We start from the raw sequence: 23,074 nt of genomic DNA, 5'->3' as shown, positions 1-23,074 counted from the left end.
CCGCACCGAGGGGCAACACATGGATGCCGCGTTGCAAGACGCCCTGAGACAGGCCGCCGCCGTGAACGTGCCGCCGGCGCACACGCCGGCGCGGCCGCCGAACGGCGCGCAGATCATTCGCACCCACGGCCTCGGCAAGAGTTACCCGAAGGGGCCGTCCGTCTTCGCGGGGGTGCAGCTCGACATTCGCGCGGACCAGCGGGTCGCGCTGATCGGCTCCAACGGTGCAGGCAAGTCGACACTTCTGAAATGCCTGATCGGCCTGCTGCCGTCGAGCGAGGGCGAGATCATGACGCTCGGCGAGAGCTTCTCGGCGGCGCCGACGCCGGTGCAGCTTCAGCGGCTGCGGCGGCAGATCGGCTTCGTGTTCCAGAACCATGGTCTTGTGAGCCGGCAGTCCGTACTCACCAACGTCATTCAGGGCAAGCTCGGCCTGCCGGGAAGCTGGCGCGCCTGGCATCACGCCCTGGCAGACCGTATGTGGCGTGAGGAGGCGATGCAGGTTCTCGCGGAGGTTCGGCTTGCCGATAAGGCGCGCGCGCGTGCCGATGAACTCTCGGGCGGGCAGGCGCAGCGCGTCGCCATCGCCCGGGCGCTGATCCGCAAGCCGAAGCTGCTGATCGCCGATGAACCGGCGGCGAGCCTTGATCCGGCCGTGGGGCGCGACATCATGCAGATATTCTCCGACCTCGCGCGCGAGCATGGCATCACGCTCGTCTACACGACGCATGACATGCAGCATGCGCTTGACTACTCCGACCGCATCGTCGCGCTGAAGGGAGGCCGGGTGTTCTTCGACCTGCCGACCTCGGCGGTGTCATTGCGCGACATGGACGGCGTCTTCCATGCATAGCCCGTCCTTGCCGTCGCGGCTGCCGTCGATCTCGCCGGTTTCGTTCACCCTGCTCGTCATCTTCGGCGCCATGTTCCTCGCCTCCGTCGGGCAGGTCGCCCCTTCGCCCGAGCGATTGGCCGCGGGCGCGCCGCGCATGGCCGACCTCGTGGGCCGCATGCTTCCGCCGAACACCGAGCCGGCCTTCATGCAGCGCATGTTTTGGCGCATCGTCGAGACCTTCCAGATCGCGCTCGTCGGCACGGTGTTCGGCGTGATTATCAGCTTGCCCATGGCGTGGTTCGCGGCGCGTGGCATCTCTCCGCTTGGCGCGTTCCGCCATGTGGTGAAGGCGATCGTGTCGCTCTTCCGTACGGTGCCGGACCTCGTCTGGGCGCTGCTCTTCGTGTCGACGCTCGGACTAGGCGCCGTGGCCGGGACGATGACCATCGTGGTCGACACGATAGGCTTTTGCGGGCGCTTCTTCGCCGAGTCCATGGAGGAGGCCGACAAGAAGCCCCAGGAGGCGCTTCAGGCCATCGGCGCCAACCGGGTCGCGGTGCTATGCGGGGCGATCCTGCCGGACGTCATGCCGTCGCTGATCAATTCCTCGCTCTTCGCGCTGGAGAAGGCGGTGCGCTCGTCGGTGGTGCTTGGCCTTGTTGGCGCGGGCGGGATCGGGCAGGAGCTGAAGGTGGCGTTCGATCTGTTTCAGTGCAGAAACGCCTCCGCCATCATCCTGGCGATCTTCGCCATCGTGCTGGTGATGGAGTTCCTGACCGACCGGCTGCGCACGAAATTTCAGTAGATGACCACGCCTCAACCCTTCTTCTTCGGCAGCACGATCGCGGCCGAGCCCCTGATGAGCGCGGGCGACGGCGCGGGCTCCTTGATCTTCTTCGGCTTCTTGGCTTCCTTGTTGCTGCGTAGCTGACCCTTGGCCATGATCGCATCCTCCATGTTGCATTGTGATCGTCAGTAACGAAGCGGAACGCCCCGCGCTCCTGGAAGGGCGCGGGATTTCCAACGCTTATCGCAGATCCGGCACCTCGTAGGTCCACACGCGGAAGGATTTCAGCACGTGGGGGCCGAAGGAATTGATCAGCGGGATGTCGGCGGCGTCGCGCCCGCGGGCGACCACGATCCGGCCGATCCGCCGTACATTGTTGCGCGGATCGAAAGTGTGCCAGGCGCCATCGAGGAAGACCTCTATCCAGGCGCTGAAATCCATCGGGTCAACGACCGGCACGCCGATGTCGCCGAGATGGCCGTTCACATAGCGGGCGGGAATATTGAGGCAGCGGCAGAAGGTGACGGCGAGATGCGCGAAGTCGCGGCAGACGCCGACGCGCTCGTGGAAGGTCTCGAACGCCGACCGCGTCGAGCGGGCCTGCATGTAGTCGAAGCGGATGTGACTATGGACGAAGTCGCACACCGCCTGGACCCGGCCCCAGCCGGGCGCGACAGTGCCGAACAGATCCCATGCTGTCTGGCTGAGGCGGTCGGTCTCGCAATAGCGGCTGCCCAAGAGATAGACGAGGGTATCGTCCGGCAGTTCCGGCACGGGTAGTTCGCGCGCTTGCGGAAGCACCTCGTCCAGCCTGCCGTCATCTTCGATCGTCGCGTCGCCCCAGATCATCAGGTCGCCCGCCGGCGCGACCATGCGCCGGCAGCGATTGCCGAACAGGTCGCGATAGGTCGATGTGGGAAGATCGGGCGTGGTGAAGAAGGTTTCTGGCACCCGGATATAGGCCGCGCGGTCCTCATGGACCGATAAAAGGCAGACAAGGGCGGTCGGTTGCGGGCAGGTCAGCGTGATTTCATAGCCGTAGCGGATCAGCATGCACACTCTCGGGAGTATCGATCCGCCTACCGGAGATCGGCGGCGGTCAGAATGTAAGAGGTAAGCCGGCCGCCGAAATACGCCTTGCGCGCGGCATCATGGATGGACGCACGCAATGCGTCAAAGGCTGAAAGGAACCGGGTCTCCGGAACGTCCTCGCCGCGCGGTTCGGCACCCGATTGGCCCAGAGCGCTGGTCTCGACGAAGAACGGCACTTCGAACATGCCATCATAGCCGGTAAACCGGACGGCGTTGCGTGTGCGGTCGAAGCTGCGGCTCGGGTTAGGGAATGCCAGCGTCATGATGATCGCATCCCGATGGAGCGCATGCATCGCGCGGCTTCATGGCCTGGGGCATTAATAGCGCCGGTCTTCCTCCCGCCTCAGATGTGAGGCCAGGATCTGCCATTGCCGAACGTCAGCTCGCGCAGCGTCGGGCCCTCGTTCGAGGGGGCGTCGAGGACCAGCTCCAGGCTGTCTTCCGTCGTCACGCGCTCATGCCGCTCGCCGTCGTTGCGGATGCGGTACTGTAGCGAATCCCCTCGCGCCGGCAGCGTGCCGGTAACGCGATAGATGTCGCCGAAGCGGGAGGCGGAGACGCCGTAGCCGCCCTTGAGGCGAACGGTCTGGCCGATTTCGAAGATATGCGTTCCCGCATCGCGGCCGACCGGATGAGCACTGCGTTGCGGTGTGGTTGTGGCGGTCATGGTAGCTTGTGGTCCTTGTCAAACGCGATCGGTCGGCTCGCCGGGCGGGTCGGCGCCATCGAATGCCGGGGCGATCGACGGTTCGATCAGCAATGAGCGCGGCAAGCGTTGGCCGAAATGAAAATCCGCTCCCATCCGAACCAGAATGACACCATCCGCTGCCAGTACATCCGTGGTCAGCGCAGATTTCATTCCGATTTCGAACAGGTCAGCACGCGCGCCAGCTGGTTGCACGCATCCGTTGTCGAGAATTTGATGGTGAATGGCGGGTCAATTTTCTCGACGCCGCGAAAAGCCAACTCAGTCAAACCAACAGGACTACCCAATATACCGATACTGCCTTTCATGCAAGGAAATATCCACGTGCGTCGATAAATATCGGATATTAGGCTGCGACAAAAAGAGAAATATCGCCTCACTCGTCCGAGATACGTCGATGATCTCGTCAGAAAACATCCTGTCGCTCGGAAAGCAAAAGGCGTGTCCCAATATAATCGCCGGAATGGATTGCAATTTCAGCGCTGCACGCATGCGCATGAGCCTCCCGCCGACCTCTGGATCGGTCGGGATGTGTCGCCGTGCCCAGAGGGAAAGCGTGTGCTGAAAGAGGGTTGTTGTGCATTGCGGGACGGGGGAGGTTCATGCTTACGTCCGGGAACGGGGGAGTGGGCATGGAACCGCATATGACTGAAGGCGAGAGGAGCCTCTTCGAGAGCTTCCTCACGCGCGCGGGGTCCTACATGGAGTTCGGTGCCGGTGGCAGCACCGTGCTCGCCGACCGGCTGGTGCGGGGGCCGGTCTATTCGGTCGAATCCGACCGCGAATGGATCGCCAAGGTGCGCTCGCTGGCCGCCGGGACGGATTATGAGCGCCGCTTCATTTTCGCTGATATCGGGCCTACGGGGCGCTGGGGGCGCCCGCTTAAAGTCCACGGCGAAGTCGATTATCTTAATTATCACAACAACATATGGGTCGATATCGACCGCAGCTTCGACGTCTATCTCATCGATGGCCGCTTCCGCGTCGCCTGCTTCTGCCAGGCGTTGCTGCGGGCGGGGCCGGACGCGCGGCTGATGATCCACGATTATAGCTCGCGCCCGCATTATCACCCGATCGAGGAGGTCGCGGTGCCGGTCGCGGAGACCGAAGACCTCACGGTTTTCGCCCGCCGGCCCGGCGTCGCGGACAGTCGGATACGCGCCCTGATCGACCTCTATCACGATGTCGTCGACTGACGCGGATCGGCTCGCTGCGGCCCGGTGATCAGGCGGCGCGGACGATCCTCGGCGGTTGCCAGGTGCCCCGGCCAGGCGGCAGGATGGAGGGGACGCCCTCGCTCGGCCAGTAGAGCCGCATGACCAGATAGATCGGCCCGTCCGGCGCCGGCAGCCAGTTCGCCTGCTTGTCGGCGCCGGGTGAATCCTTCTGTACGTAGAGCGTCAGCGAGCCGTCCGGACCGGTCTTGAGGCTGGGCAGCATCGGCGAATTGATGAGGTAGCGGTTGATCGGGTTGTCGACCAGCAGCTGGGTCTTGCCGTCATACATCGTCACCGACCAGAAGGCGTTGACCGGCGGCAGGCCACCCCTGGGGAAGGTGATGGTGTAGCGGTGCTTCGAGCCGTCGAGCGCCTGCCCGTCGCTATCCGTCCGTGTGGCGGGGTACACCGCCTCGGCCGCGTCATTGCCATAGATGCCGAGCTTGGCGCCGGCGGCGCGCAGCAGCCAGTCCCCGTGGAAGAAGTCAGCGTCGCCGAAGGCGGAAGCAACCCGCCAGCCATTGACGTCGGCGCCGATGGTGGCGGCGGCCTCCTCCACCTTGCGCTCGCCATCCTTCAGCCCGGCGAGCACCTCCATCTGGTCCTCGTAGGAGAGGTCCTGGATGCGGAAATTGCGCCCAGGGCCGATGCCGATGCGGGCGAGCTCCTGCCGGATCCAGCGCTCCTCCGGCTGGGCCGGTGCGAAGCGCAGCGCGAAGTCGAGATAGTCGAAGAACTCGGTGCCGTAGCGCTCGCGCGAGAAGGCGGGAAAGCGGAAATGCCGGACCGGCTGTGCCCCGCCCTTGCCGAGGAAGCTGGCGAGTGGCTGCACTTTATAGCCGGCCTGCACCTTCTTCACATTGTCGATGTCGGAGGCATCGAACAATTGCGTGCGGAAAATGACCAGCGAGAAATAGGTGCCGGAGCGGAACACGCCGTCGATGCCGGCCGGGGCCGCGCCGGTCCAGCGCGGCGGCACGACGAGATAGTTGCCGGCCCGGCTGCCGGTGGCCCGGCTGCCGACATAGCCGTAATTATAGGTGTTGCCGTCGCAGAACTGCACCGAGTAGTAGCGTTTCGGGTCGACCTCCGGCACCGAGACCACCATCGGCTCGGCCCTGAGGTCGAGCCACGCCATGGAATAGGGCGTGTCGCTGTTGGGCGTGGGAATGGCAGTGTCGCGCGGGGTGAACACGCGGGCGGTGTTGAGCAGCGTGTTGAACGGCGCTTTCCACTGGCCGGACTTCCGGTTCAGCACGAAGTCGTTCATCACGCCGTAATTCATCACCAGCGGCAGACCGTAGATGTAGCCGGCCTCGGCAATAGTGCGGGCGCTGAAGAAGCCGGGCCGGCTGGTGCTGTTGCCGGCCAGGCTGGTCTGGGCGAGCGCGGGGGTGTCGGCGAGCACAGGCGCCAGGGCCGCCAGCGCGGAAGTGCGAAGCATATCGCGACGAGTGAACACGGGCGGATCCTCAACCATTCTGCGCGTCCCGCCGGGCGATTGCCCCGCGGGATGGGGAGCGACAATGGCAAGCTATCCGCAAACTTTATGGCACGAAATCGCGAATGATCGCGCGGCCGGCAACTTTTTGATGCCGGCCGCGCCATGCCGCAACGGCAGACGTGGCGAAATGGTTAGCCGGCGCACGCACTGCGCGGCACCTGCGCGGCGGCGCGTGGTGCGGCTCTCCCAGCGTCAGTCGATGACGGCGTAATGCGCGTCGGTCGGCAGGCCGCCATTGATCGGGGTGATGTCTTGCGGGCAGGCGGAGAACACCACGATGCAGTCGCGCGCCGCGCGCAGCACCACCTTGTCGCGGGCCTTGGAGGGCGGGACGCCCTGCACCAGCCTGTAGTCCCCCTCGATCGGGATGTTCATGAACAGGTTCAGCGGCTGCGGAATGTGGCCGAAGTCGAGGCCGAGTTCGGCCAACGCCTCCAGCATGTTGTCGGCACAGTTGCGGTGGTATTCGGTGCAGCCGAGATGCTCGTAGCGCCAGCGGTCGCAGGCGGCCATGATGGTGTCGTGGATGCCGGACGAGGTGTCCGCCTCCATGACGAGAATCGGCTCGCGGCGATTGGTGTAAAGCGTCGAGCCCACCGCCGGCATCAGCCTGCTGGTTTCTACCCGGGTGTGCATCATCGACATGTGATGCTCGAGATCCTCCGGGCAGAACGCCCAGGTGTCGACGACCTGCGTGCCGGAGGTATTGATCACCTCGATGGCCTGGCCGGCCTTCAGGTGCACGGCCTTGCCGTGGCGGGCGGGAATGGTTTGGAGAGACATGGAAGGCACCTCTGTAATTGCGGATGATGCTCCCTCTCCTCGTCAGGGAGAGGGGTGGGGTGAGGGTTCTCTTCAGCTCCGCAATGGTGTAACCCCTCACCGACCCGCTGCGCGGGTCACCTCTCCCCAATGGGGAGAGGAATAGTTGGAGCCTTACGCCCTCACCCGCCGCGCGGCCCAGCGCGGTTGAGCGCAGATATGGCCAAGGAACTCGATGACGGTCACCGCGCCGAGATAGGCGGTGACGCCGGTGCCGACATCGAGCGGCGGATTGACCTCGACAAAGTCGAAGGCGACGACCTGGTAATTCTCCGCGATGGCCTTCAGGCTGTCGCGCAGTTCGGCATAGCTCATGCCGTTCGGTTCGGCCGAGACGCAGCCGGGCACCAGCGACATGTCGAGCGCATCGACATCGATGGAGACATAGACCCTGGACTCCTTTGGCAGCAACGCGCCGATGCCGGCCGGGCCGAGGACGCGGAACTCGCCCATGGGGATGATGCGATTGCCGTCGGTCTCCACGTCTTCCATCATCGGCCGCGCCGAGCGCAGGCTGCGGATGCCGATCTGGGTGAGGCTGAGCTTGTTGGGCAGCGCGTTGATGTGGCGGAAGGCGTGGCCATTGGTGTAGCGCAGCCCGTCGTCGAAATCGGCATAGTCGCTGTGCGCATCGAAATGCAGCACATGCACCGGCTCGTCCAGCGCGCGGAAGATCGGATAGGTGATCGAGTGATCGCCGCCGAGCACCACCGGCAGCGCGCCCGAGGCGAGGATGGCCTTCACGTCGGCGGTGATGTTGGCGAAGGTGGCCTCGACATTGGTCGGCTGCACGTCGACATCGCCGCAATCGACGATGCGTCTGTCCCGCATTTCCTCGACGAGGTAGCTCTTCTTGGTCTCGGGATCGTAGATGCCCGATGTGCCGAAGCGCAGCGAATGTTCGCGCAGCGCGCGCGGGCCCATGCGCGAGCCGGGCAGGAAGGGCGAGCCCTCGTCGAACGGCACGCCGAGCACGGCGATGTCGGCGTCGATGGCGGCGAGGTCCTCGACGATGGGCGCGCGCAGGAAGCTCGGTATGCCGACATAGGGGCGGTTGACGCGGGACATGGGAAACTCCGTCAGGAAGCGGGTCTGGCTGCGTCGCGATGCGACAGCACGAGGTCGAGAAAGCCCTTGAGGCGCGGGTCGCGCGGGGCGTCGATGATCTGCCGCGCCGGGCCCTCCTCAACGATGCGGCCATGGTCCATGAAGGCGATGCGGTCGGCGACATTGGCGGCGAAGCCGATCTCGTGGGTGACCACCAGCATGGTGGTGCCGGCCTCAGCGAGCTGGCGCAGTACGGCGAGCACCTCGCCGACCAGCTCGGGGTCGAGCGCCGAGGTTGGCTCGTCGAACAGCATCAAAGCCGGGTCCATGGCCAGCGCGCGGGCGATGGCGACGCGCTGCTTCTGCCCGCCGGACAGCGAATGCGGATAGCGCTCGGCCTTGTCGCCGAGGCCGAGCCGGGTAAGCAGATCGCGCCCGCGCCGGGCGGCGTCCTCACGCGGGCGCTTCAGGACCACCACCTGCGGGCGCACCACATTCTCCAGCGCGGTGAGGTGCGGCCAGAGGTTGAGCTGCTGGAAGACGAGGCCGATCTTGGGGCGGATACGGTCGATCTGACGGGCGGACTGGCGGCGCACCACGGCGCCTTCGCGCTCGCGGCCGAAGGGCTGGCCGGCGACCTCGATAAAGCCGTCATCGGGCTGCTCCAGCCAGGTGAGGCAGCGCAGGAACGTGCTCTTGCCGCAGCCGGAGGGACCGATCAGCGCGACGATCTCGCCCGGCTGGATCTCCAGATAGACCTGGTCCAGCGCGGTGGTGGCGCGGAAGTTCTTGGTGAGGCCTTCGACCTTGAGGGCGGGAATGCTCATCGCGCCGGCCTCCGCTCGAGCGAGAGATAGCGGTCGGCGATCTTGTTGCGGGCGACGTTCTCCTGCTGCGCGAGGCCGACCCGCTTCTCCAGCCGGCGCGAGGCCTCCGCAATGATGGCGGCGATCAGCCAGTAGATCAGCGTCACCGCGGCGAACACCTCGAACGGGGCGAAGGTGTTCCCCTGCACGACGAGGCTCTGATAGGTCAGCTCCGGCACGGTGATGGAGGAGAGCACGGCGCTCTCCTTCATCATGGTCAGCGTCATGTTGGTCGAGGGCGGGATGACGGTGCGCAGCACCTGTGGGCCCACCACATGGCGCATCGCCTGCGCCGGCGACATACCGATGGCGCGCGCGCTCTCGAACTGGCCGCGCGGCAGAGCGAGGATCGCGGCGCGCACGATCTCCGCATAATAGGCGCTGACGAACAGCGACAGCGCCAGCGTGCCGGCGAACATGGCGGGCAGGCGCAGCCCGGAGAAGGGCAGGCCGTAATAGACCAGGAACAATATGATGATGAACGGAATGTTGCGCAGCACCTCGACATAGCTGCCGGCAACCGCCCGGGCGATGCGTGAGGGCGCCATCGCCAGCAGCGCCACCGCGATGCCGAAGATGTAGCCGAAGACGAAGGCCATGAAGGTGATGCGTACCGTCAGCCAGGCGCCGAGCAGCAGGATGTCCCAGTAGTCGAGCAGCAGCAGCGGTTCGAAGCGCATGGTCAGGCCCTCGCCAGGGAGAAGCGCGCCTCGGCCACCTTGCCGGCGAGGCTGATGGCGAGGTTGAGCACGAGGAAGATCAGCGCCGCGCCGACCAGCGTCTCGAACGGCCGGAAGCTGGAGGCCGCGATCTGCTGAGCCGTGCGCAGTACCTCGATCACGGTGATGACCGAGAGCAGGGCGGTGCCTTTCACCACGATGGTGGCCTCGTTGATCAGCACGGGCACGACGCGGCGGAAGACCTGCGGCAGCACTACCTTGCGCCAGATGGCGCGCGGGGGCAGGCCGAGCGCGGTCGACGCCTCGATCTGGCCGGGATCGATGGTGGACAGGCCGCCGCGCAGCGTCTCCGACACGAAGACCATTGAGTTGAACGAGATGGCGGCGACGCCCGCCACTTGCGGCGACATGTCGAGGCCGATGGCCGGCAGCACGTAATAGGCGATGAAGATCTGGATCAGCAGCGGCGTGCCGCGCACGAAGCTGATGACGACGGCGATGACTTCGTTGACCACCGGCAGCTTGGCGGCGCGCAGCACGGTGAGGCTGGTGCCGAGGATCAGCGAGATCGCCATGATGATCAGCGCCAGCCTGATGTTCACCAGCGAGGCGTCGATGAGACGCGGCAGGATGGAGAGGAGATAGTCCACATTGAACTTCAAGAGCGAACGTCTCCTCTCTTCGTTAGAGCGCAGCCGGACGGGGCGCTCGCCTCACTCGGCGCCGGGCGGGAGGTAGCCGGAATCCGGGATCTTCATCTCGAAGCCGAACCACTTCTTCTGCAGAGCGGCGAGGCGACCATCGTCGCGCATCTTCTTGATGGTGGCGGAAATGGCGTCGCGCAGGTCCTTGTCATCGGGGCGGGTGACCCAGGCGAGATAGGGGTAGCCGCCATCCTTCGGAGTGGCGACCGCGAGTTCGAAAAGGTCGGGCTTCTCCTTCACCGCGACGGCCAGCGCCGGCAGCGACTGCATGACGGCGTCGACCTCGCCATTGGCGAGCGCGACATAGGATTCCGGGAAGGAGGTGAAAAGCTTCAGTTCCTTGAAGCCGGTGCCGCCATTGGCCTTCAGCTTCTCGTCGAGGGCGCGGGCTACCGGCTCGGTGGAGGAGGCGAGCTGCGTCGCCATCACCTTGCCGTTGAAATCCTCGATCTTGGTGATCGCCTCGCCCTTGCGCTTCATCGTGTAGGGCATGCCGTCGGCGATCGGGAAGGTGTAGGCGTAGCGCTTGGCGCGCTCTTCATTGATGCCGACCGTGGTAGCGACGAAATCGAACTTGCCGGCCAGCACGCCCGGCAGGATGCCCTGCCAGGGCAGGTCGAGCTGGTTCAGCTTCTTCACGCCCAGTTCCTCGACCACGACGGCGAGGATGTCGGAGCCGTAGCCGACGATCTTGCCGTCCTGCACGAATTCGAAGGGCGGGAAGGCGGCCTCAGTGCCGACCGTGACCTCGCCGGTGCGCTTGATCTTCTCAAGCGTGGTCTCGGCGCCGGCGGGCAGGCTGAACGAGGCGACGCAGGCGGCGCCTGCGGCGAACATGAGCACTCTGCGGCACATCTGTGACATGGCACGACCCTCTGGTTATCGTCTCGTTGGCAATGGATGTCCCGGAGTCGGGGGCAACTCCGGAACGCGACGCGGCACAGCTCAGCTCAATTCGGCCCAGCTCAGGGAGCCACGATGGTCGAGGGATCGACCTTCGGCGCGTCGAAATAGTCGGCCCGCACCGCCGCCCCGATCAGGTTCACGATCAGGCGGCCGGCGGTGATGCAGGTGATCATGTTGACGTCGAGCGACGGGGTGATCTCGACGATGTCCATGCCCACGACGCGACCCTTGCCGACCAGGCCATGGATGAGCTTGCGCACCTGGTGGAAGGTGAGCCCGCCCGGCGCAGGGCCCTCGACGGCCGGCATGACGCTGGGGTCGAGGCCGTCGGCGTCGATGGTGATGTAGTACTTGCCGCCGTCCGGGATGCGCGCGAGCACGGCTTCGATGCCGTTGTCGTGCACCTCGAAGGCCGGGATGATGTTGGCGCCATAGGCAGCGGCCGCCTCGAACTCCTCCGGGCGGCCCGAGCCCTGGGCCCGGATGCCGATCTGGAAGATGTCCTTGATGTGCGCCATCTCGGAGGCGCGGCGGATCGGGCTGGAGAGGCCATCATGAACGCCGTTCACGTGGTCGCGCCAGTCGATATGCGCATCGACCTGGATCAGCGTGATCGGGCCCTCATCCTCGTAGGCGCGCAGGATCGGGATCGGGATGCCGTGATCGCCGCCGATGGTGATCGGCATGGCGCCAGCCTTGAGGATCTTGCGGACCGCCTGCTCGGCGCGGATGTAATGACTCTTCAGGTCGGTCATGTCGGCCGGCACATTGCCGACATCGACCGCCTTCACCGCGCGCCGGTCATAGATCGGCCCGCCGACATCGACATCGTAGCGCTCGAGATGGCGCGAGATGCGGTCCGTCACCGCGCGCACCGCATCCGGCGCCTTGGTCTGGTCGTTGGTGATGGCACCGGCGTGATAGGCGCTGCCATAAGGGATGCCGAGAAAGGCGATGTGCGCGTCGAGATTGTCGAGATCTGTCGAGATCGGCGCGAACAGGAAGCTCTGGTGAGCCTTCGAGGGCTCGACGGTGAGCGGCAGGGCCATGTGACCTCCCAAGGGGCGAAGCGACGCGGAACCGTCTGGCGCCCGCGCCGGAATGCGAAACCGAACGCAACGAACTGCGTGGTCTCACGGTAGGAGGGAGGGGGAGGATTAAAAATGTCGCAGATCGAAACCATGCTTGTATAATGTGCAACATGGATGCCTCGCCCCACTCCTCCGTGCCCCCGCTCACCGAGAGCGACCTCCGGCTCCTGCGGATTTTCCGCAGCGTCGCCGAGGCTGGTGGGCTGACGGCGGCCGAGGCTGCGCTGGGTATGGAGCGCTCCACCATCAGCCGGCATTTGCAGACGCTGGAGCTGCGGCTCGGCGGGCGGCTGTGCCTGCGCGGGCCGGCCGGGTTCGAATTGACCGAGTTTGGGCGGCGCGCGCTCGTCGCGGCGGTGTCGGCCTCGGAAGCGCTTGACGCCATCCGCCACGAGCTGAACCTCGCCCGCCATGTGATGACCGGCGAATTGCGCATCGGCATCGCCGATAATTGCCTGTCGAACCCGCGCTCGGCCTTCGCCCGCGCACTGACGCGCTTTCGCGAGCTGGCGCCGGATGTGACGGTGAACCTCTCCATCAAGCTGCCGGGCGACATCCTTACCGGACTGCAGGACAAGAACCTTCATCTGGGCGTCACCGGCGCCGCGCCGGGGGTGGAGCGGCTGGTGTTCGAGCCGCTGTTCCTGGAGGATTTCCGCCTCTACACCTATGCGCGCGACGGCCGTGCCCCTGCGCGTGCCGACCTCGCCCGCGAGGGCTTCGGCCTCGTCACCCGCACCAACGACCAGCGCACGCAGATGGCGGCACGCGAACTGAAGCTCGAGCGCACGGCGATGGCCTTCGGGCTGGAGGCGGTGGCGACCATGCTGGTGAGCGGCGGCTTTGTCGGCTTCCTGCCCGTGCATTACGTGGAAGCGTGGGCGCCGCTCTATCGCTTCGTCGAGGTCGAGGGCGCCGAGGACCTCGCCTATGACACCATCTTCTCGCTGGTGACGCTGAAGGACCGCCCGCTGCCCTCCAGTGCCGCGTTGCTGACACGCATCCTGCGCGAGCTGCAGGGGGCGGAAAAGCGTGCGCTCGGCCAGCGCTTCGCGCTGGTATCGGGCAACTATGCCTAACGTCTCCGGCGCGCTCACCGGCGGATTTTGCGCATTCGATCATCAGTTATGTGGAATCGGGTAAGCTTTCGGTCGCGCGCGAGGTAAGCTGTCGCGGACCGTCCTGGGGCAGACGGCAACGCAGGAGACAGCGATGGGCCGGTCTGGAGACAGAGCGAAGCCGCCGCCGGCCGATGCCGACATCGCCAACGCCGACATCGCCAACGCAATGACGGCGATCCTGCTGCATTCCGAGGCCATCCGGCAGCATGTCACGCGCGGCACTGGCGCCCAGTCCGGCGTCGATCACTCCACCGACCACATAATGCGCAATGTCCGGCGGATCTGGGCGCGCCTCGGCGACCCGGCCTAGCCGGCACCGGCTTACCGCCCATGAAGGTCCAATATAAAAAAGCCCCCGGACGCGGGTCCGGGGGCTGATCTTCGATGCTGATCGCAGGAGCGGATCAGTTCGTCGTGGTGCGGCTCTTCTTGATCTCGGCCTGAACCTCGTCCCACAGCGGCTGGCCGACGCTGTCGATGACCGTCTTGGTAACCGGGGCGGCCTTCTCGCGCAGCTTGGCGACTTCCGGCTCCGGCATCACGGTGACGTCCATGCCGGCGGCCCTGAGTTCGTCGAGCGCCTTCTGTGCCTGGGCGCGGGTGTCAACGCGCTCGAAGTCGCGCGAGGCGACGGCAGCTTCCATGAGGATCTTCTGTTCGTCCGGGGAGAGCTTGTCCCACCACACCTTGCTCGCGGTCATGATCCACGGGCTGTACACGTGGTTGGTGACGGTGAGGTACTTCTGCACCTCGTAGAACTTCGACGAGACGATGGTGGTGTAGGGGTTCTCCTGGCCGTCGACCGCCTTGGTCTCCAGCGCGGTGAACAGTTCGGCGAAGGCGAGCGGCACGGCATTGGCGCCAGCGGCCTTGAAGGTGTCGATGAAGACGGGGTTCTGCATCACGCGCAGCTTCACGCCTTCGAGGTCTTCGGCCTTCTCGATCTTGTGGCGGCTGTTGGTGAGGTTGCGGAAGCCGTTCTCCCAATAGACCAGGCCGACGAGACCCTTGGCCTGGAGGCTGTCGAGCAGCTTCTGGCCGACCGGGCCGTCCAGCACGGCGTCGGCTTCCTTCTCATTGGTGAACAGGAACGGCACGTCCCACACGGCGAATTCCTTCACCGTGCCGACGAGGGTGGCGGTGGAGCCGACCATCATCTCCTGCGCGCCGCCGATCAGGGCGTTCTGCATCTGCGGGTCGGGGCCGAGCGTGGCAGCGCCGAAGGTGCGCACCTTCAGCTTGCCGTCGGAGCGCTTGGCGACTTCTTCGGCGAAGAAGCGGGCGGCACGGCCCTGGTTGCTGTCCTCGTTGAGGCCGTAGCCGAAGCGGATCAGCCGAGGCTTGATGTCCTGTGCATAGGCGCTGGCGCCGAACGAGAGGGCGAGAGCGGTGGCGGTGACTGTCAGCAGCAGTTTCTTCATGCGTGTTTCCTCCTCTTCCAGTTGTTGGCCGGCGCGGCTGTCAGTGCAGCCAGCTCGCCGGCACGGTGATGATCTCCGGGAACACGACGAACAGCCCGATCAGCGCCGTATAGGCGACGACATAGGGCCAGACGCCGCGGATGATGCCTTCCATGCTGACCCGGCCGACGCCGCACACGACGTTGAGCACCGTGCCGACCGGCGGGGTGAGCAGGCCGACCGCGCCGACCATGACGAACATCACGCCGAAATAGACCGGGTCGATGCCGGCGCGGGTGATGAGCGGCACCAGAACCGGGCCGAGGATCAGAATGGTGGGGGTGAGGTCCATCGCGGTGCCGACCAGCGTCAGCAGCACGACGATCGCCGCCATCAGCCATTTGGGATGGTCGAGCATCGGCTCCAGCAGGGTGATGACCTGCCCCGGCAGCTCTGCCAGCGTGATCATGTAGGCGGTGACCATGGCGGCGGCGACGAGGAACATCACCACGGCGGTGGTCTTGGCGGCGGCGATGAACAGGCGCGGCAGATCGCGCAGCGTGATCTCGCGATAGACGAACAGGCCGATCACCAGCGCGTAGACCGCCGCCACCACGGCGGCTTCGGTCGGCGTGAAGATGCCGAAGCGCATACCGCCGATGATGATGACCGGCATGACCAGCGCCCAGATGCCGTCGAGCGCCGCTCGCCCTCGCACCGACCAGGGCTGGCGCGGGCGCACCGGCACGTTCTCCTTACGCGCCACGCGCATCCAGATCAGCACCAGCGTCACGCCCATCAGCAGGCCCGGCACGATGCCGGCCATGAACAGCTTGGTGATGGAGATGTTGGTCGCCACGCCGTAGATGATGAAGGACATGCTCGGCGGGATGATCGGCGCGATGATGCCGCCGGCGGCGATGAGGCCGGAGGAGCGCTCGAGATTGTAGCCGTTGTTGCGCATCATCGGGATGAGCAGCGCCGCGATCGCCGCGGTGTCGGCGATGGCCGAGCCGGACAGACTGGCCAGCACCACCGAGGTGCCGATCGCCACATAGCCCAGCCCGCCCTTGATATGGCCGAACAGGGTGACGGCGAGATCGACGATGCGCTTCGACAGGCCGCCGGCATTCATCAGTTCGCCGGCCAGCAGGAAGAACGGCACCGCCATCAGCGGGAAATTGTCGGCGCCGCCCAGCATGTTCTGCGCCAGCAGCTGCGCGTCGAAGAAGTCGAGATGGTACATCAGCGCGACGCCGGTCAGCATCAGCGCGAAGGCGATCGGCATGCCGATGGTCATCAGGCCCAGCAGCGAGCCGAGGAAGATGGCGATGGTCATGACGGCTTCCCCGAACGGGCCGAACCCTGTGCCGCCGCACGTTCGATGTCGGCGAAATCGTGCTGGTATTCGCGGATTTCCTCGCCATCGGCGCTCTCGCGCACCTGCACCAGCTCGTCCTCGCGCAGGTGTCCGGTGACGAGACGCACGAGGTCGGCCGCGATCAGCAGCCCCATGGCGATGGCCGAGACGAGGCCGGCGGCGGCGAAGGCGGCGAGCGAGATGTCGGTGACTGGCAGCCGGCTGTTGAAGCCGACGATCACCTGCTGCCAGCTGCCCTCAGCGAACAGCCACAGGCCGTAGAGGATGGCGAGATTGGTGACCAGCAGGCAGAGCCGGCGACCCCAGCGCGGCAGGCGCGTCACCAGCATGTCAACGCCGACATGGGAGCGCTCGCGCACGGCGAGAATGGCGCCGAGGAAGATCATCCACACAAAGGCGAGGCGGGCGATCTCCTCCGAGGCGGCAAGGCCGGTATTGAGCAGGTAGCGCCCCGCCGCGTTGGCGAAGACCAGAACGACCATCACCGCCAGCAGGGCGCCGATGGTCCACTCGATGAGGGTCTGCACATAACCCAGCGCACGGCTCATGGCTGTGGTTCCTTCTGGCGCAGGCGTGCGAGGCCGCGCTCGGCCTCCTCCAGCAGCGCCTCGGGCGACTGGTCGATGGTGACGCTGACCGCGCGCTCGCCGGGGCCGGGCGGCTCCAGCGTGGCGAACTGGCTCTCGATAAGGCTGAGCGGCATGAAATGGTTCGCGCGCGCGGCCATCCGCGCCTCGATCAGCGGCCGGTCGCCGGCAAGATGCAGGAAGCGCACATCCGGCCCGGCGGCATCGAGCCGCGCGCGATAGCTGCGCTTGAGGGCGGAACAGGCGACAACGAGGCCGGTGCCGGCATGGCTCGCCGCGGCGATGTGCGCGCCGATGGCGTCCAGCCAGCCGAGGCGGTCCTCGTCGGTGAGCGGCAGGCCCTGCGACATGCGTGCGACATTGGCCGGCGGGTGGAGATCGTCGCCTTCGAGGAAGGCCCAGCCGTGGCGGGCGGCGAGCGCCGCGCCGATGCTTGACTTGCCGCAGCCGCACACGCCCATCACCACGATGACGGGAGCGGATGGGGTTGCGGCGGAAAAATCGCGGGGAGCCGGCGCGTTCACGGCCAAGCGCTCGCTGTGAAGACAGCGCTAACAGACACGATCGTCCTCCCTTGAGGCTTGCCGACCCATAGGATCGACAGGCTGGCAGATGATCTGCTCTCGTTCTTGGATGATGCTATGTTAGCGCTATCATGTGACTGTGTAAAGCGCACCGACGGCGCCCGTCGCGCCGGTGCCGGTGCGCTGCGTGCTGGCGCGGATCTGCAGCTCGACGCCGACATCGATGACGCGCTCGGCCGGTCGCTTGCCGGCGATGGCAGCGCGGGCCATCTCGACCGCACGCTGGCCGATCTCGTAGCGCGGCGTGCGCACGCTGGTCAGCGCCGGCCAGGCGGCGGCCATCATCTCCAGATCATTGAAGCCGGCGATGCCGATGCGCTCCGGCACCGCGAGTGCGGCGCGCTGGCACTCGAACAGGGCGCCGATGGCGAGGTCGTCATTGATGCAGAACACCGCATCGGTGTCGGGCATGCGCGCCAGAAGGTCGCGCAGCAGGTCGCGGCCGAGCGTCACGCTGGACGAGGTGGGCGTGGTGGTGACGCGCTGCGGGTCGTAGAGGCCCGCCTCCATCAGCGCGGCGCGGTAGCCCTCCAGGCGTCGCTGGGTGCGCGGATCCATGCGCGCGCCGAGAAAGCCGATGCGCCGGTAGCCGGCGGATATCAGGTGCCCGGTGACCAGCTGCGCGGCGGCACGGTGCGAGAAGCCGACCATCATGTCGATGGGGGCGTCGCCCAGCTCCATGATCTGCACCACCGGGCAACCGGCGCCCTCCAGCAGGGCGCGGCTGCGCGGGGTCTGGTCGATGCCGGCCACGATCAGCGCCGCCGGCCGCTGGCTGAGGAAGGTGTCGAGCAGCCGCTCCTCCTCGATCGGCGAATAGCGGCTATTGCCCAGCTGGACCTGATGCGGGGTCTGCGCCACGCCGTCATAGATGCCGCGCAGCACATCGGCGAAGACGTTGTTGGTGAGCGAGGGGATGATGACGCCGATGACGTCGGTGCGTGCCGAGGCCAGCGCCCGTGCATTCTGGTCCGGCACGTAGTTCAGCGCGCGCACCGCCTCGTCGATGAGCCGACGCAGTTCCTGCGAGACGCGCTCGGGATCGCGCAGCGCCCGCGACACCGTGATCGAGCTCACCCCGGCGCGCTTCGCGACATCGGCGATGGTCGGCCGGCCGGCGTTTCGTCTCGTGCGCATCCTCGCGTCCCTCACTTGCGATGGCGGGTCGAACCGCCTGGTCGCCTCCACCATGATAGCGCTGACATTGGCGCTGGCCCACCGGCCGTTTCAACTCCCTCTCACCCCGCCTGCGCGATTTCCCCCGCCGATCACGTGGCGCCGGCGGAGCCGGCTGCCAAATTCGCCGCATATGCCGTGGATTTCATTCATAACTTGATGGAGATTCGTTCTAGTCTCGTGATGCTTTATCTGGAGGCTTGCACGCGAGGGTAGCGCCCCCATGGCACGTCGACGCCTCGACACGCATCTTGCACTGGTGTTCGGTGTCACTATCACGCTGGCACTCGCGGGCATCATTGTCGTCGTGAACAACCGGGCGGCGGCGATTGTCGAGGACGCCACCACAGCGCTGTTCGCCAGCATGGCCGGCGAGAGCCGGTCGCATATCGACAAGAACTTCAATACGCTTGACGTACTGGTGCAGGTCTTCGCGGCCGATCCCCAGCTGAACGCGCCGGACGAGGCGGCGCGCATGTCGGTGCTGGACCGCTTCCGCACGGTGATGGATTCCCTGCCCTTCACCTCGGCGATCTATGTCGGCTATACGAATGGCGACTTCCTCCTGCTGCGCCACCTGACGTCGGACGTGGCCCGCCGTAACCTGCAGGCCGGCGAGGATGCAGCCTATCTGTTGCAGGTCGTCGAACAGGACGGGCCCACGCCCCAGGCCAGCTTCACCTTTCTCGATGGCGCGCTGCGGAAGGTCGGCGAATTGCAGCGTCCCGGCTTCAGCTTCGACCCGCGACAGCGACCCTGGTTCATCGAGGCCATGAGCGTGTCGGAGCCGATCCTCACCCGGCCCTACCGGTTCTTCGCCACGGCCGAGAGCGGCGTCACCATCGCCCAGCAGCTGGAGAGCGGGCGCGGGGTGATCGGCATCGATCTCAGCCTTGCTGACCTGTCGAGCGAATTGCGGCGCATGAAGAGTACGCCCTCGACCGAGATCGTCATCGCTGATCAGGCCGGCTGGGTGCTGGCGGCGAGCAACCCGGTGGCGGCGCTGCCGCAGAGCTTCGACGGCCCACCGCGACGCTCGAGCGGGGCGAGCGCGGCCATGCCCGACATCGTTCCCGATATGCTGCGGGCCGTGCGCGGCAGCGGAACCGAGGACCACAGCGCCATCGTGCGCGAGCGTGGCCAGTCCTGGATGATGCATGTCGCTCCGCTGCGCTCCGGGCCCTGGACCTTCGCCATGGCGGTGGCCATGCCGCATGACGAGATCATCGCCGGCGTGCGCCGGCTAGTCGCCACGCTCGGCTGGATCAGCCTCGCCTTCATCCTGTTCGTCGTCGTTGCCATCCGCCTCACGGCACGCGCGGTGAGCCGGCCGCTGATGGCCATCGCCGGCGAGGCGGAGGCGATGCAGGCGTTCAATTTCAGGGATGAACCCGGTGTCGTGCGTTCCTCCGTCGCCGAGATCGACACGCTTTCGCGCGCCATCCGCAATGCGCGGCTCACCATCCAGCGCTTCATCGAGATCGGTCGCACGCTGGCCGCCGAGCGCGATCCCGAGCGGCTGATGCAGCGCCTGCTCACCGAGACGACCAACCTGACCGGAGCGGAGGCCGGGCTTATCCTGCTCAGCGAGGATAGTGGGAAGAGCTATTCCGCCGTCGTCTACCGGCCGGACGCGGTGGTCGCGCCGGATGAGGGGTACGATGGCGAGACGGAAATGCAGACCCGCGCCCAGCGCCTCGATGCCGGGGCCGGCAGCTTTGCCCGGCGCCTCGTCAACGCACTTCAGCGTTCGTCCGTCAGCCATGTCGACGTCAAGCCGGCCGAGCAGGATCCGTTCTTCGCCGGCCTTACCGCCGGCCTGCCGCTCAAGCCGGACGAACTGCTCCGCTATTCGGTGATCCCGTTGCGCAATCGCGGCAACGAGACGATGGGCGCGCTGGTGCTGATCAACCGGGTCGGCGAGCACGAGACCGTCTCCGATGACAGCCTCGACCTCGCGCGGGCGCTCTCCGGCAATGCCGCGGTCGCCATCGAGACGACGCTGCTGCTCAAGTCGCGCAAGGCGCTGCTCGACGCGGTGATCCGCATGATCGCGCAGGCGACCGACGCCAAGTCGCCCTATACCAACGGGCACTGCCAACGCGTTCCGATCCTGACCCATGCGCTGGTGCAGGCCGCCTGCGAGGCGCGCGAGGGACCGTCCGCCGATTTCCATCTGTCGCCGGACGAATGGGAGGCGGTCGATGTCGCGGCGTGGCTGCACGATTGCGGCAAGCTGACCACGGCCGAATATGTGATCGACAAGGCGACCAAGCTGGAGACGATCTGGAACCGCATCCACGAGGTCCGCATGCGGTTCGAGCTGCTCAAGGCCAAGGCGGACACCGAGTACTGGAAGGGCGTGGCCGAGGGCGGCGACGCGGCGGGCCTGCGGGCCGCGCGCGATGCCACCTGGCGCGAACTCGACGAGGAATTCGCCTTCGTCGCCGACTGCAATCTCGGTGGCGAGTTCATGGAGCCGGCGAAGATCGAGCGTTTGAAGCGGATCGCCGCGCGAAGGTGGACGCGCACGCTGGATGATCGCCTCGGCATCTCCACGGGAGAGAGCCAGCGCTTTGGCGACGCCCCTGCGCCGACGCTGCCGGTGGAGGAGCCGCTGCTGGCCGACAAGCCGCAGCACATCGTGCCGCATTTCCGCAACGAGCTCGATGAGCAGGAGCGCAAGGCCGGCTTCGCGATGAAACGTCCGGCGGTGCGGCTCGATCTCGGCGAGCTGCACAATCTCTCCATTCCACGCGGTACGTTGACCGAGGAGGAGCGCTACGAGATCAACCGCCATGTCACGCGCTCCATCCTGATGCTGGAGGCGCTGCCGCTGTCGGGGGCGCTCACCAAGGTGCCGGAATTCGCCGGCGGCCACCATGAGCGGATGGACGGCAAGGGCTATCCGCGCGGCCTCACGCGCGACCAGATGAGCCCGGTCGCCCGCATGATGGCCATTGCCGATGTGTTCGAGGCGCTCACCGCTGGCGACCGGCCCTACAAGAAGGCGAAGACGCTGAGCGAGGCGATTGCCATCATGGGTGCCATGAAGCGTGACAACCATCTCGACCCCGAACTGCTGGACCTGTTCCTGACCTGCGGCCATTGGCGCGACTATGCGCGCCGTTACCTGCGCCCCGAGCAGATCGACGAGCCCGACATCGCCGCGGTGCTCGCCATCCGCCCCAATGCGCGCACCGCTCCGCTCGACATGGCGAGCGCCTGACTCCGCGCTGGCGATTTGCCTCGACGATGGGCTATTGCAGGTGACGACCCCGCCATTTGCGACAGGAACCGACAAGACCGTGCCCGATCTCGACCTCATCGTCAGGGAAATCGCCGAGGAAATGCGAGCCCGCCCGGATCGCGGCGAGGTCGCGAGCTACATCCCGGAACTGGCGCGCGCCGACCCCACCGCCTTCGGCATCGCGGTGGCCGATGCCGACGGCCATGTCGCGGTCGGCGGCGACGCGGACGTGCCGTTCTCGATCCAGAGTATCTCCAAGGTGTTCACCCTCACGCTGGCGCTCGGCAAGGTCGGCGACCGGCTGTGGAAGCGGGTGGGGCGCGAACCCTCGGGAAGCGCGTTCAACTCGATCGTGCAGCTGGAGGCCGAGAACGGCATTCCGCGCAATCCCTTCATCAATGCCGGCGCCATCGCCGTCACCGACGTCATCCTCTCCGGCCACCAGCCCAAGGAGGTACTCGGCGAGATCCTGCGCTTCATGCGCTTCCTTGCCGACGACCCGAGCATCTCCATGGACGATGCCGTGGCCGCTTCCGAGCAGCGCACCGGCTTCCGCAACCGCTCGCTCGCCAATTACATGAAGGCGTTCGACGTGTTGGAGAACCCTGTCGACTACACGCTGGGGGTTTATTTCCACCACTGCGCGCTGGCCATGTCGTGCCGCCAACTGGCGCTGGCCGGGCGCTTCCTAGCCCATGGCGGGCGCAACCCGGCGACCGGGCTGTCGGTGGTATCGCCGGAGCGGGCACGCCGCATCAACGCGATCATGATGACCTGCGGCCATTATGACGGTTCGGGCGAGTTCGCCTATCGCGTGGGGCTGCCGGGCAAGAGCGGCGTGGGTGGCGGCATTCTGGCGATCGCGCCGCGCAAGGCCTCGATTGCGGTATGGTCGCCGGGGCTCGACGCCAGCGGCAACTCGCATCTGGGCCGAATCGCGCTCGAAATGCTCACCCAGCGGCTCGGCTGGTCGGTGTTCGGCTAACGGGGGGCTTCAGGGGCCCTGAAACGAGTGAGGACCAGACGCCGGAACGCTGGTCCTCACTTTAGTCCTTCGGAATTCCGCATGGCGCGTCGGTTGGCGCGTACTGGGGTCATCGTCGTGCGATGTCAGTTCTTGCGGTTGTGATCGCCTTCGCGATCTTCCCGGACGGCCTCTTCGTGATACCAGCTGCCGAAGGCGATGTTCGCCACATTGGCCGGAATCTCCGCCGCCTGACGGGCGACCGTGGTGCGCGCCGCCAAGCCGGCACGACCGCCGGTCGGGAACTGGAAAATCTCCGCGCTTTCGCGCCGGGCATTGGTGTTCATTCTTTCG

27 protein-coding genes are annotated in these 23,074 nt (G+C 66.2%); 7 read left to right on the top strand and 20 right to left on the bottom strand.

Annotation, left to right across the window (positions count from 1 at the left end; genetic code table 11):
* Positions 1-19: 19 nt before the first annotated feature.
* Both ACO2RV_RS03760 and phnE read left to right on the top strand, forming a co-directional pair.
* Positions 20-853: a phosphonate ABC transporter ATP-binding protein gene (locus ACO2RV_RS03760; RefSeq protein ID WP_423289984.1), complete on the top strand. Its 834-nt coding sequence runs from the start codon at positions 20-22 to the stop codon at positions 851-853.
* Entirely contained in the window at positions 846-1,640 is a 795-nt protein-coding gene (gene phnE / locus ACO2RV_RS03755) for a phosphonate ABC transporter, permease protein PhnE (RefSeq protein ID WP_423289982.1), read from the top strand. The genes ACO2RV_RS03760 and phnE overlap by 8 nt, the downstream gene beginning before the upstream one ends.
* 11 nt (positions 1,641-1,651) lie before the next feature.
* Here phnE and ACO2RV_RS03750 read toward each other — a convergent pair whose 3' ends face one another.
* From ACO2RV_RS03750 to ACO2RV_RS03725, 6 genes are all read right to left on the bottom strand, one after another.
* On the bottom strand, positions 1,652-1,777 hold the full coding sequence (locus ACO2RV_RS03750; RefSeq protein WP_423289980.1) for a hypothetical protein: 126 nt from the start codon (positions 1,775-1,777) through the stop codon (positions 1,652-1,654).
* An 85-nt stretch (positions 1,778-1,862) separates the two neighbouring features.
* Positions 1,863-2,675 carry a transglutaminase-like domain-containing protein gene (locus ACO2RV_RS03745; RefSeq protein WP_423289978.1) on the bottom strand — a complete coding sequence of 271 codons (813 nt, stop codon included), beginning with the start codon at positions 2,673-2,675 and terminating at the stop codon, positions 1,863-1,865.
* Between the two features lie 26 nt (positions 2,676-2,701).
* Complete coding sequence (locus ACO2RV_RS03740) at positions 2,702-2,977, bottom strand: DUF1488 domain-containing protein (protein ID WP_423289976.1); 276 nt, start codon at positions 2,975-2,977, stop codon at positions 2,702-2,704.
* Positions 2,978-3,057: 80 nt separating this feature from the next.
* Positions 3,058-3,381, bottom strand: a complete 324-nt coding sequence (locus ACO2RV_RS03735) for a hypothetical protein (RefSeq protein WP_423289974.1) — start codon at positions 3,379-3,381, stop codon at positions 3,058-3,060.
* Between the two features lie 18 nt (positions 3,382-3,399).
* Positions 3,400-3,573: a hypothetical protein gene (locus ACO2RV_RS03730; RefSeq protein WP_423289972.1), complete on the bottom strand. Its 174-nt coding sequence runs from the start codon at positions 3,571-3,573 to the stop codon at positions 3,400-3,402.
* Positions 3,570-3,728, bottom strand: coding sequence for a hypothetical protein (locus tag ACO2RV_RS03725; RefSeq protein ID WP_423289970.1), 159 nt, complete (start codon positions 3,726-3,728; stop codon positions 3,570-3,572). The genes ACO2RV_RS03730 and ACO2RV_RS03725 overlap by 4 nt, the downstream gene beginning before the upstream one ends.
* 324 nt (positions 3,729-4,052) lie before the next feature.
* On the opposite strand from ACO2RV_RS03725, the gene ACO2RV_RS03720 reads away from it, so the two are divergent.
* Entirely contained in the window at positions 4,053-4,616 is a 564-nt protein-coding gene (locus ACO2RV_RS03720) for a hypothetical protein (protein ID WP_423289968.1), read from the top strand.
* Positions 4,617-4,644: 28 nt separating this feature from the next.
* Here ACO2RV_RS03720 and ACO2RV_RS03715 read toward each other — a convergent pair whose 3' ends face one another.
* The 8 genes from ACO2RV_RS03715 to ACO2RV_RS03680 all read right to left on the bottom strand — a co-directional run bounded on the left by ACO2RV_RS03715 (position 4,645) and on the right by ACO2RV_RS03680 (position 12,215).
* Positions 4,645-6,099 carry a DUF1254 domain-containing protein gene (locus ACO2RV_RS03715; protein WP_423289966.1) on the bottom strand — a complete coding sequence of 485 codons (1,455 nt, stop codon included), beginning with the start codon at positions 6,097-6,099 and terminating at the stop codon, positions 4,645-4,647.
* A 234-nt stretch (positions 6,100-6,333) separates the two neighbouring features.
* A complete protein-coding gene (locus ACO2RV_RS03710; RefSeq protein WP_423289964.1) occupies positions 6,334-6,924 on the bottom strand; it encodes a DUF1989 domain-containing protein in 591 nt (196 codons plus the stop codon).
* Positions 6,925-7,077: 153 nt separating this feature from the next.
* Positions 7,078-8,031 carry an arginase family protein gene (locus tag ACO2RV_RS03705; protein ID WP_423289962.1) on the bottom strand — a complete coding sequence of 318 codons (954 nt, stop codon included), beginning with the start codon at positions 8,029-8,031 and terminating at the stop codon, positions 7,078-7,080.
* Positions 8,032-8,042: 11 nt separating this feature from the next.
* Positions 8,043-8,837, bottom strand: a complete 795-nt coding sequence (locus ACO2RV_RS03700; protein ID WP_423289960.1) for an amino acid ABC transporter ATP-binding protein — start codon at positions 8,835-8,837, stop codon at positions 8,043-8,045.
* Complete coding sequence (locus tag ACO2RV_RS03695) at positions 8,834-9,556, bottom strand: amino acid ABC transporter permease (protein ID WP_423289958.1); 723 nt, start codon at positions 9,554-9,556, stop codon at positions 8,834-8,836. Before ACO2RV_RS03695 ends, ACO2RV_RS03700 begins: the two co-directional genes overlap by 4 nt.
* 2 nt (positions 9,557-9,558) lie before the next feature.
* A complete protein-coding gene (locus tag ACO2RV_RS03690) occupies positions 9,559-10,218 on the bottom strand; it encodes an amino acid ABC transporter permease (protein ID WP_423289956.1) in 660 nt (219 codons plus the stop codon).
* A gap of 51 nt (positions 10,219-10,269) precedes the next feature.
* Entirely contained in the window at positions 10,270-11,097 is an 828-nt protein-coding gene (locus tag ACO2RV_RS03685; protein ID WP_423289954.1) for a transporter substrate-binding domain-containing protein, read from the bottom strand.
* A gap of 128 nt (positions 11,098-11,225) precedes the next feature.
* Complete coding sequence (locus tag ACO2RV_RS03680) at positions 11,226-12,215, bottom strand: agmatinase (protein ID WP_423289952.1); 990 nt, start codon at positions 12,213-12,215, stop codon at positions 11,226-11,228.
* Positions 12,216-12,367: 152 nt separating this feature from the next.
* Here ACO2RV_RS03680 and ACO2RV_RS03675 point away from each other — a divergent pair, with 152 nt between their 5' ends.
* Together ACO2RV_RS03675 and ACO2RV_RS03670 are read left to right on the top strand one after the other, a co-directional pair.
* Positions 12,368-13,336, top strand: a complete 969-nt coding sequence (locus ACO2RV_RS03675; protein WP_423289950.1) for a LysR family transcriptional regulator — start codon at positions 12,368-12,370, stop codon at positions 13,334-13,336.
* 133 nt (positions 13,337-13,469) lie between these two features.
* Positions 13,470-13,688 (top strand): hypothetical protein, encoded by a 219-nt coding sequence (locus ACO2RV_RS03670; RefSeq protein WP_423289948.1) that lies wholly within the window; start codon positions 13,470-13,472, stop codon positions 13,686-13,688.
* A gap of 94 nt (positions 13,689-13,782) precedes the next feature.
* Here the strand turns inward: ACO2RV_RS03670 and ACO2RV_RS03665 are convergent, their stop codons facing one another.
* From ACO2RV_RS03665 to ACO2RV_RS03645, 5 genes are all read right to left on the bottom strand, one after another.
* Positions 13,783-14,799 carry a TRAP transporter substrate-binding protein gene (locus ACO2RV_RS03665; RefSeq protein ID WP_423289946.1) on the bottom strand — a complete coding sequence of 339 codons (1,017 nt, stop codon included), beginning with the start codon at positions 14,797-14,799 and terminating at the stop codon, positions 13,783-13,785.
* Between the two features lie 40 nt (positions 14,800-14,839).
* Positions 14,840-16,117, bottom strand: a complete 1,278-nt coding sequence (locus ACO2RV_RS03660) for a TRAP transporter large permease (protein WP_423289944.1) — start codon at positions 16,115-16,117, stop codon at positions 14,840-14,842.
* Complete coding sequence (locus ACO2RV_RS03655; RefSeq protein ID WP_423289942.1) at positions 16,114-16,707, bottom strand: TRAP transporter small permease; 594 nt, start codon at positions 16,705-16,707, stop codon at positions 16,114-16,116. The genes ACO2RV_RS03660 and ACO2RV_RS03655 overlap by 4 nt, the downstream gene beginning before the upstream one ends.
* Positions 16,704-17,207, bottom strand: coding sequence for a gluconokinase (locus ACO2RV_RS03650; protein WP_423291018.1), 504 nt, complete (start codon positions 17,205-17,207; stop codon positions 16,704-16,706). Before ACO2RV_RS03650 ends, ACO2RV_RS03655 begins: the two co-directional genes overlap by 4 nt.
* 192 nt (positions 17,208-17,399) lie before the next feature.
* The gene (locus ACO2RV_RS03645; RefSeq protein ID WP_423289940.1) at positions 17,400-18,467 is read right to left on the bottom strand and encodes a LacI family DNA-binding transcriptional regulator; all 1,068 of its coding nucleotides are present in this window, start codon (positions 18,465-18,467) and stop codon (positions 17,400-17,402) included.
* A 262-nt stretch (positions 18,468-18,729) separates the two neighbouring features.
* Between ACO2RV_RS03645 and ACO2RV_RS03640 the strand changes: the two genes are divergently transcribed.
* Together ACO2RV_RS03640 and ACO2RV_RS03635 are read left to right on the top strand one after the other, a co-directional pair.
* A complete protein-coding gene (locus tag ACO2RV_RS03640) occupies positions 18,730-21,735 on the top strand; it encodes an HD domain-containing phosphohydrolase (protein ID WP_423289938.1) in 3,006 nt (1,001 codons plus the stop codon).
* 40 nt (positions 21,736-21,775) lie between these two features.
* Positions 21,776-22,741 carry a glutaminase gene (locus tag ACO2RV_RS03635; RefSeq protein ID WP_423289936.1) on the top strand — a complete coding sequence of 322 codons (966 nt, stop codon included), beginning with the start codon at positions 21,776-21,778 and terminating at the stop codon, positions 22,739-22,741.
* 125 nt (positions 22,742-22,866) lie between these two features.
* On the opposite strand, the gene ACO2RV_RS03630 is transcribed toward ACO2RV_RS03635, so the two are convergent.
* Positions 22,867-23,067 carry a DUF2735 domain-containing protein gene (locus ACO2RV_RS03630; protein WP_423289934.1) on the bottom strand — a complete coding sequence of 67 codons (201 nt, stop codon included), beginning with the start codon at positions 23,065-23,067 and terminating at the stop codon, positions 22,867-22,869.
* Positions 23,068-23,074 lie beyond the last annotated feature (7 nt).

Origin of the sequence: Ancylobacter sp. VNQ12, assembly GCF_049445835.1 — a bacterium.
Classification (GTDB): domain Bacteria; phylum Pseudomonadota; class Alphaproteobacteria; order Rhizobiales; family Xanthobacteraceae; genus Ancylobacter.
This window is presented reverse-complemented; position numbering and strand designations above follow the sequence as displayed.

Excerpts from the sequence above, each read along its gene's own strand:
- ACO2RV_RS03760 (WP_423289984.1), top strand. The coding sequence starts at position 20 with ATGGATGCCGCGTTGCAAGACGCCCTGAGACAGGCCGCCGCCGTGAAC.
- phnE (WP_423289982.1), top strand. The coding sequence starts at position 846 with ATGCATAGCCCGTCCTTGCCGTCGCGGCTGCCGTCGATCTCGCCGGTT.
- ACO2RV_RS03750 (WP_423289980.1), bottom strand. The coding sequence starts at position 1,777 with ATGGCCAAGGGTCAGCTACGCAGCAACAAGGAAGCCAAGAAGCCGAAG.
- ACO2RV_RS03745 (WP_423289978.1), bottom strand. The coding sequence starts at position 2,675 with ATGCTGATCCGCTACGGCTATGAAATCACGCTGACCTGCCCGCAACCG.
- ACO2RV_RS03740 (WP_423289976.1), bottom strand. The coding sequence starts at position 2,977 with ATGACGCTGGCATTCCCTAACCCGAGCCGCAGCTTCGACCGCACACGC.
- ACO2RV_RS03735 (WP_423289974.1), bottom strand. The coding sequence starts at position 3,381 with ATGACCGCCACAACCACACCGCAACGCAGTGCTCATCCGGTCGGCCGC.
- ACO2RV_RS03730 (WP_423289972.1), bottom strand. The coding sequence starts at position 3,573 with ATGAAATCTGCGCTGACCACGGATGTACTGGCAGCGGATGGTGTCATT.
- ACO2RV_RS03725 (WP_423289970.1), bottom strand. The coding sequence starts at position 3,728 with ATGAAAGGCAGTATCGGTATATTGGGTAGTCCTGTTGGTTTGACTGAG.
- ACO2RV_RS03720 (WP_423289968.1), top strand. The coding sequence starts at position 4,053 with ATGGAACCGCATATGACTGAAGGCGAGAGGAGCCTCTTCGAGAGCTTC.
- ACO2RV_RS03710 (WP_423289964.1), bottom strand. The coding sequence starts at position 6,924 with ATGTCTCTCCAAACCATTCCCGCCCGCCACGGCAAGGCCGTGCACCTG.
- ACO2RV_RS03705 (WP_423289962.1), bottom strand. The coding sequence starts at position 8,031 with ATGTCCCGCGTCAACCGCCCCTATGTCGGCATACCGAGCTTCCTGCGC.
- ACO2RV_RS03700 (WP_423289960.1), bottom strand. The coding sequence starts at position 8,837 with ATGAGCATTCCCGCCCTCAAGGTCGAAGGCCTCACCAAGAACTTCCGC.
- ACO2RV_RS03695 (WP_423289958.1), bottom strand. The coding sequence starts at position 9,556 with ATGCGCTTCGAACCGCTGCTGCTGCTCGACTACTGGGACATCCTGCTG.
- ACO2RV_RS03685 (WP_423289954.1), bottom strand. The coding sequence starts at position 11,097 with ATGTTCGCCGCAGGCGCCGCCTGCGTCGCCTCGTTCAGCCTGCCCGCC.
- ACO2RV_RS03680 (WP_423289952.1), bottom strand. The coding sequence starts at position 12,215 with ATGGCCCTGCCGCTCACCGTCGAGCCCTCGAAGGCTCACCAGAGCTTC.
- ACO2RV_RS03675 (WP_423289950.1), top strand. The coding sequence starts at position 12,368 with ATGGATGCCTCGCCCCACTCCTCCGTGCCCCCGCTCACCGAGAGCGAC.
- ACO2RV_RS03670 (WP_423289948.1), top strand. The coding sequence starts at position 13,470 with ATGGGCCGGTCTGGAGACAGAGCGAAGCCGCCGCCGGCCGATGCCGAC.
- ACO2RV_RS03665 (WP_423289946.1), bottom strand. The coding sequence starts at position 14,799 with ATGAAGAAACTGCTGCTGACAGTCACCGCCACCGCTCTCGCCCTCTCG.
- ACO2RV_RS03660 (WP_423289944.1), bottom strand. The coding sequence starts at position 16,117 with ATGACCATCGCCATCTTCCTCGGCTCGCTGCTGGGCCTGATGACCATC.
- ACO2RV_RS03655 (WP_423289942.1), bottom strand. The coding sequence starts at position 16,707 with ATGAGCCGTGCGCTGGGTTATGTGCAGACCCTCATCGAGTGGACCATC.
- ACO2RV_RS03650 (WP_423291018.1), bottom strand. The coding sequence starts at position 17,207 with ATGGGCGTGTGCGGCTGCGGCAAGTCAAGCATCGGCGCGGCGCTCGCC.
- ACO2RV_RS03645 (WP_423289940.1), bottom strand. The coding sequence starts at position 18,467 with ATGCGCACGAGACGAAACGCCGGCCGGCCGACCATCGCCGATGTCGCG.
- ACO2RV_RS03640 (WP_423289938.1), top strand. The coding sequence starts at position 18,730 with ATGGCACGTCGACGCCTCGACACGCATCTTGCACTGGTGTTCGGTGTC.
- ACO2RV_RS03630 (WP_423289934.1), bottom strand. The coding sequence starts at position 23,067 with ATGAACACCAATGCCCGGCGCGAAAGCGCGGAGATTTTCCAGTTCCCG.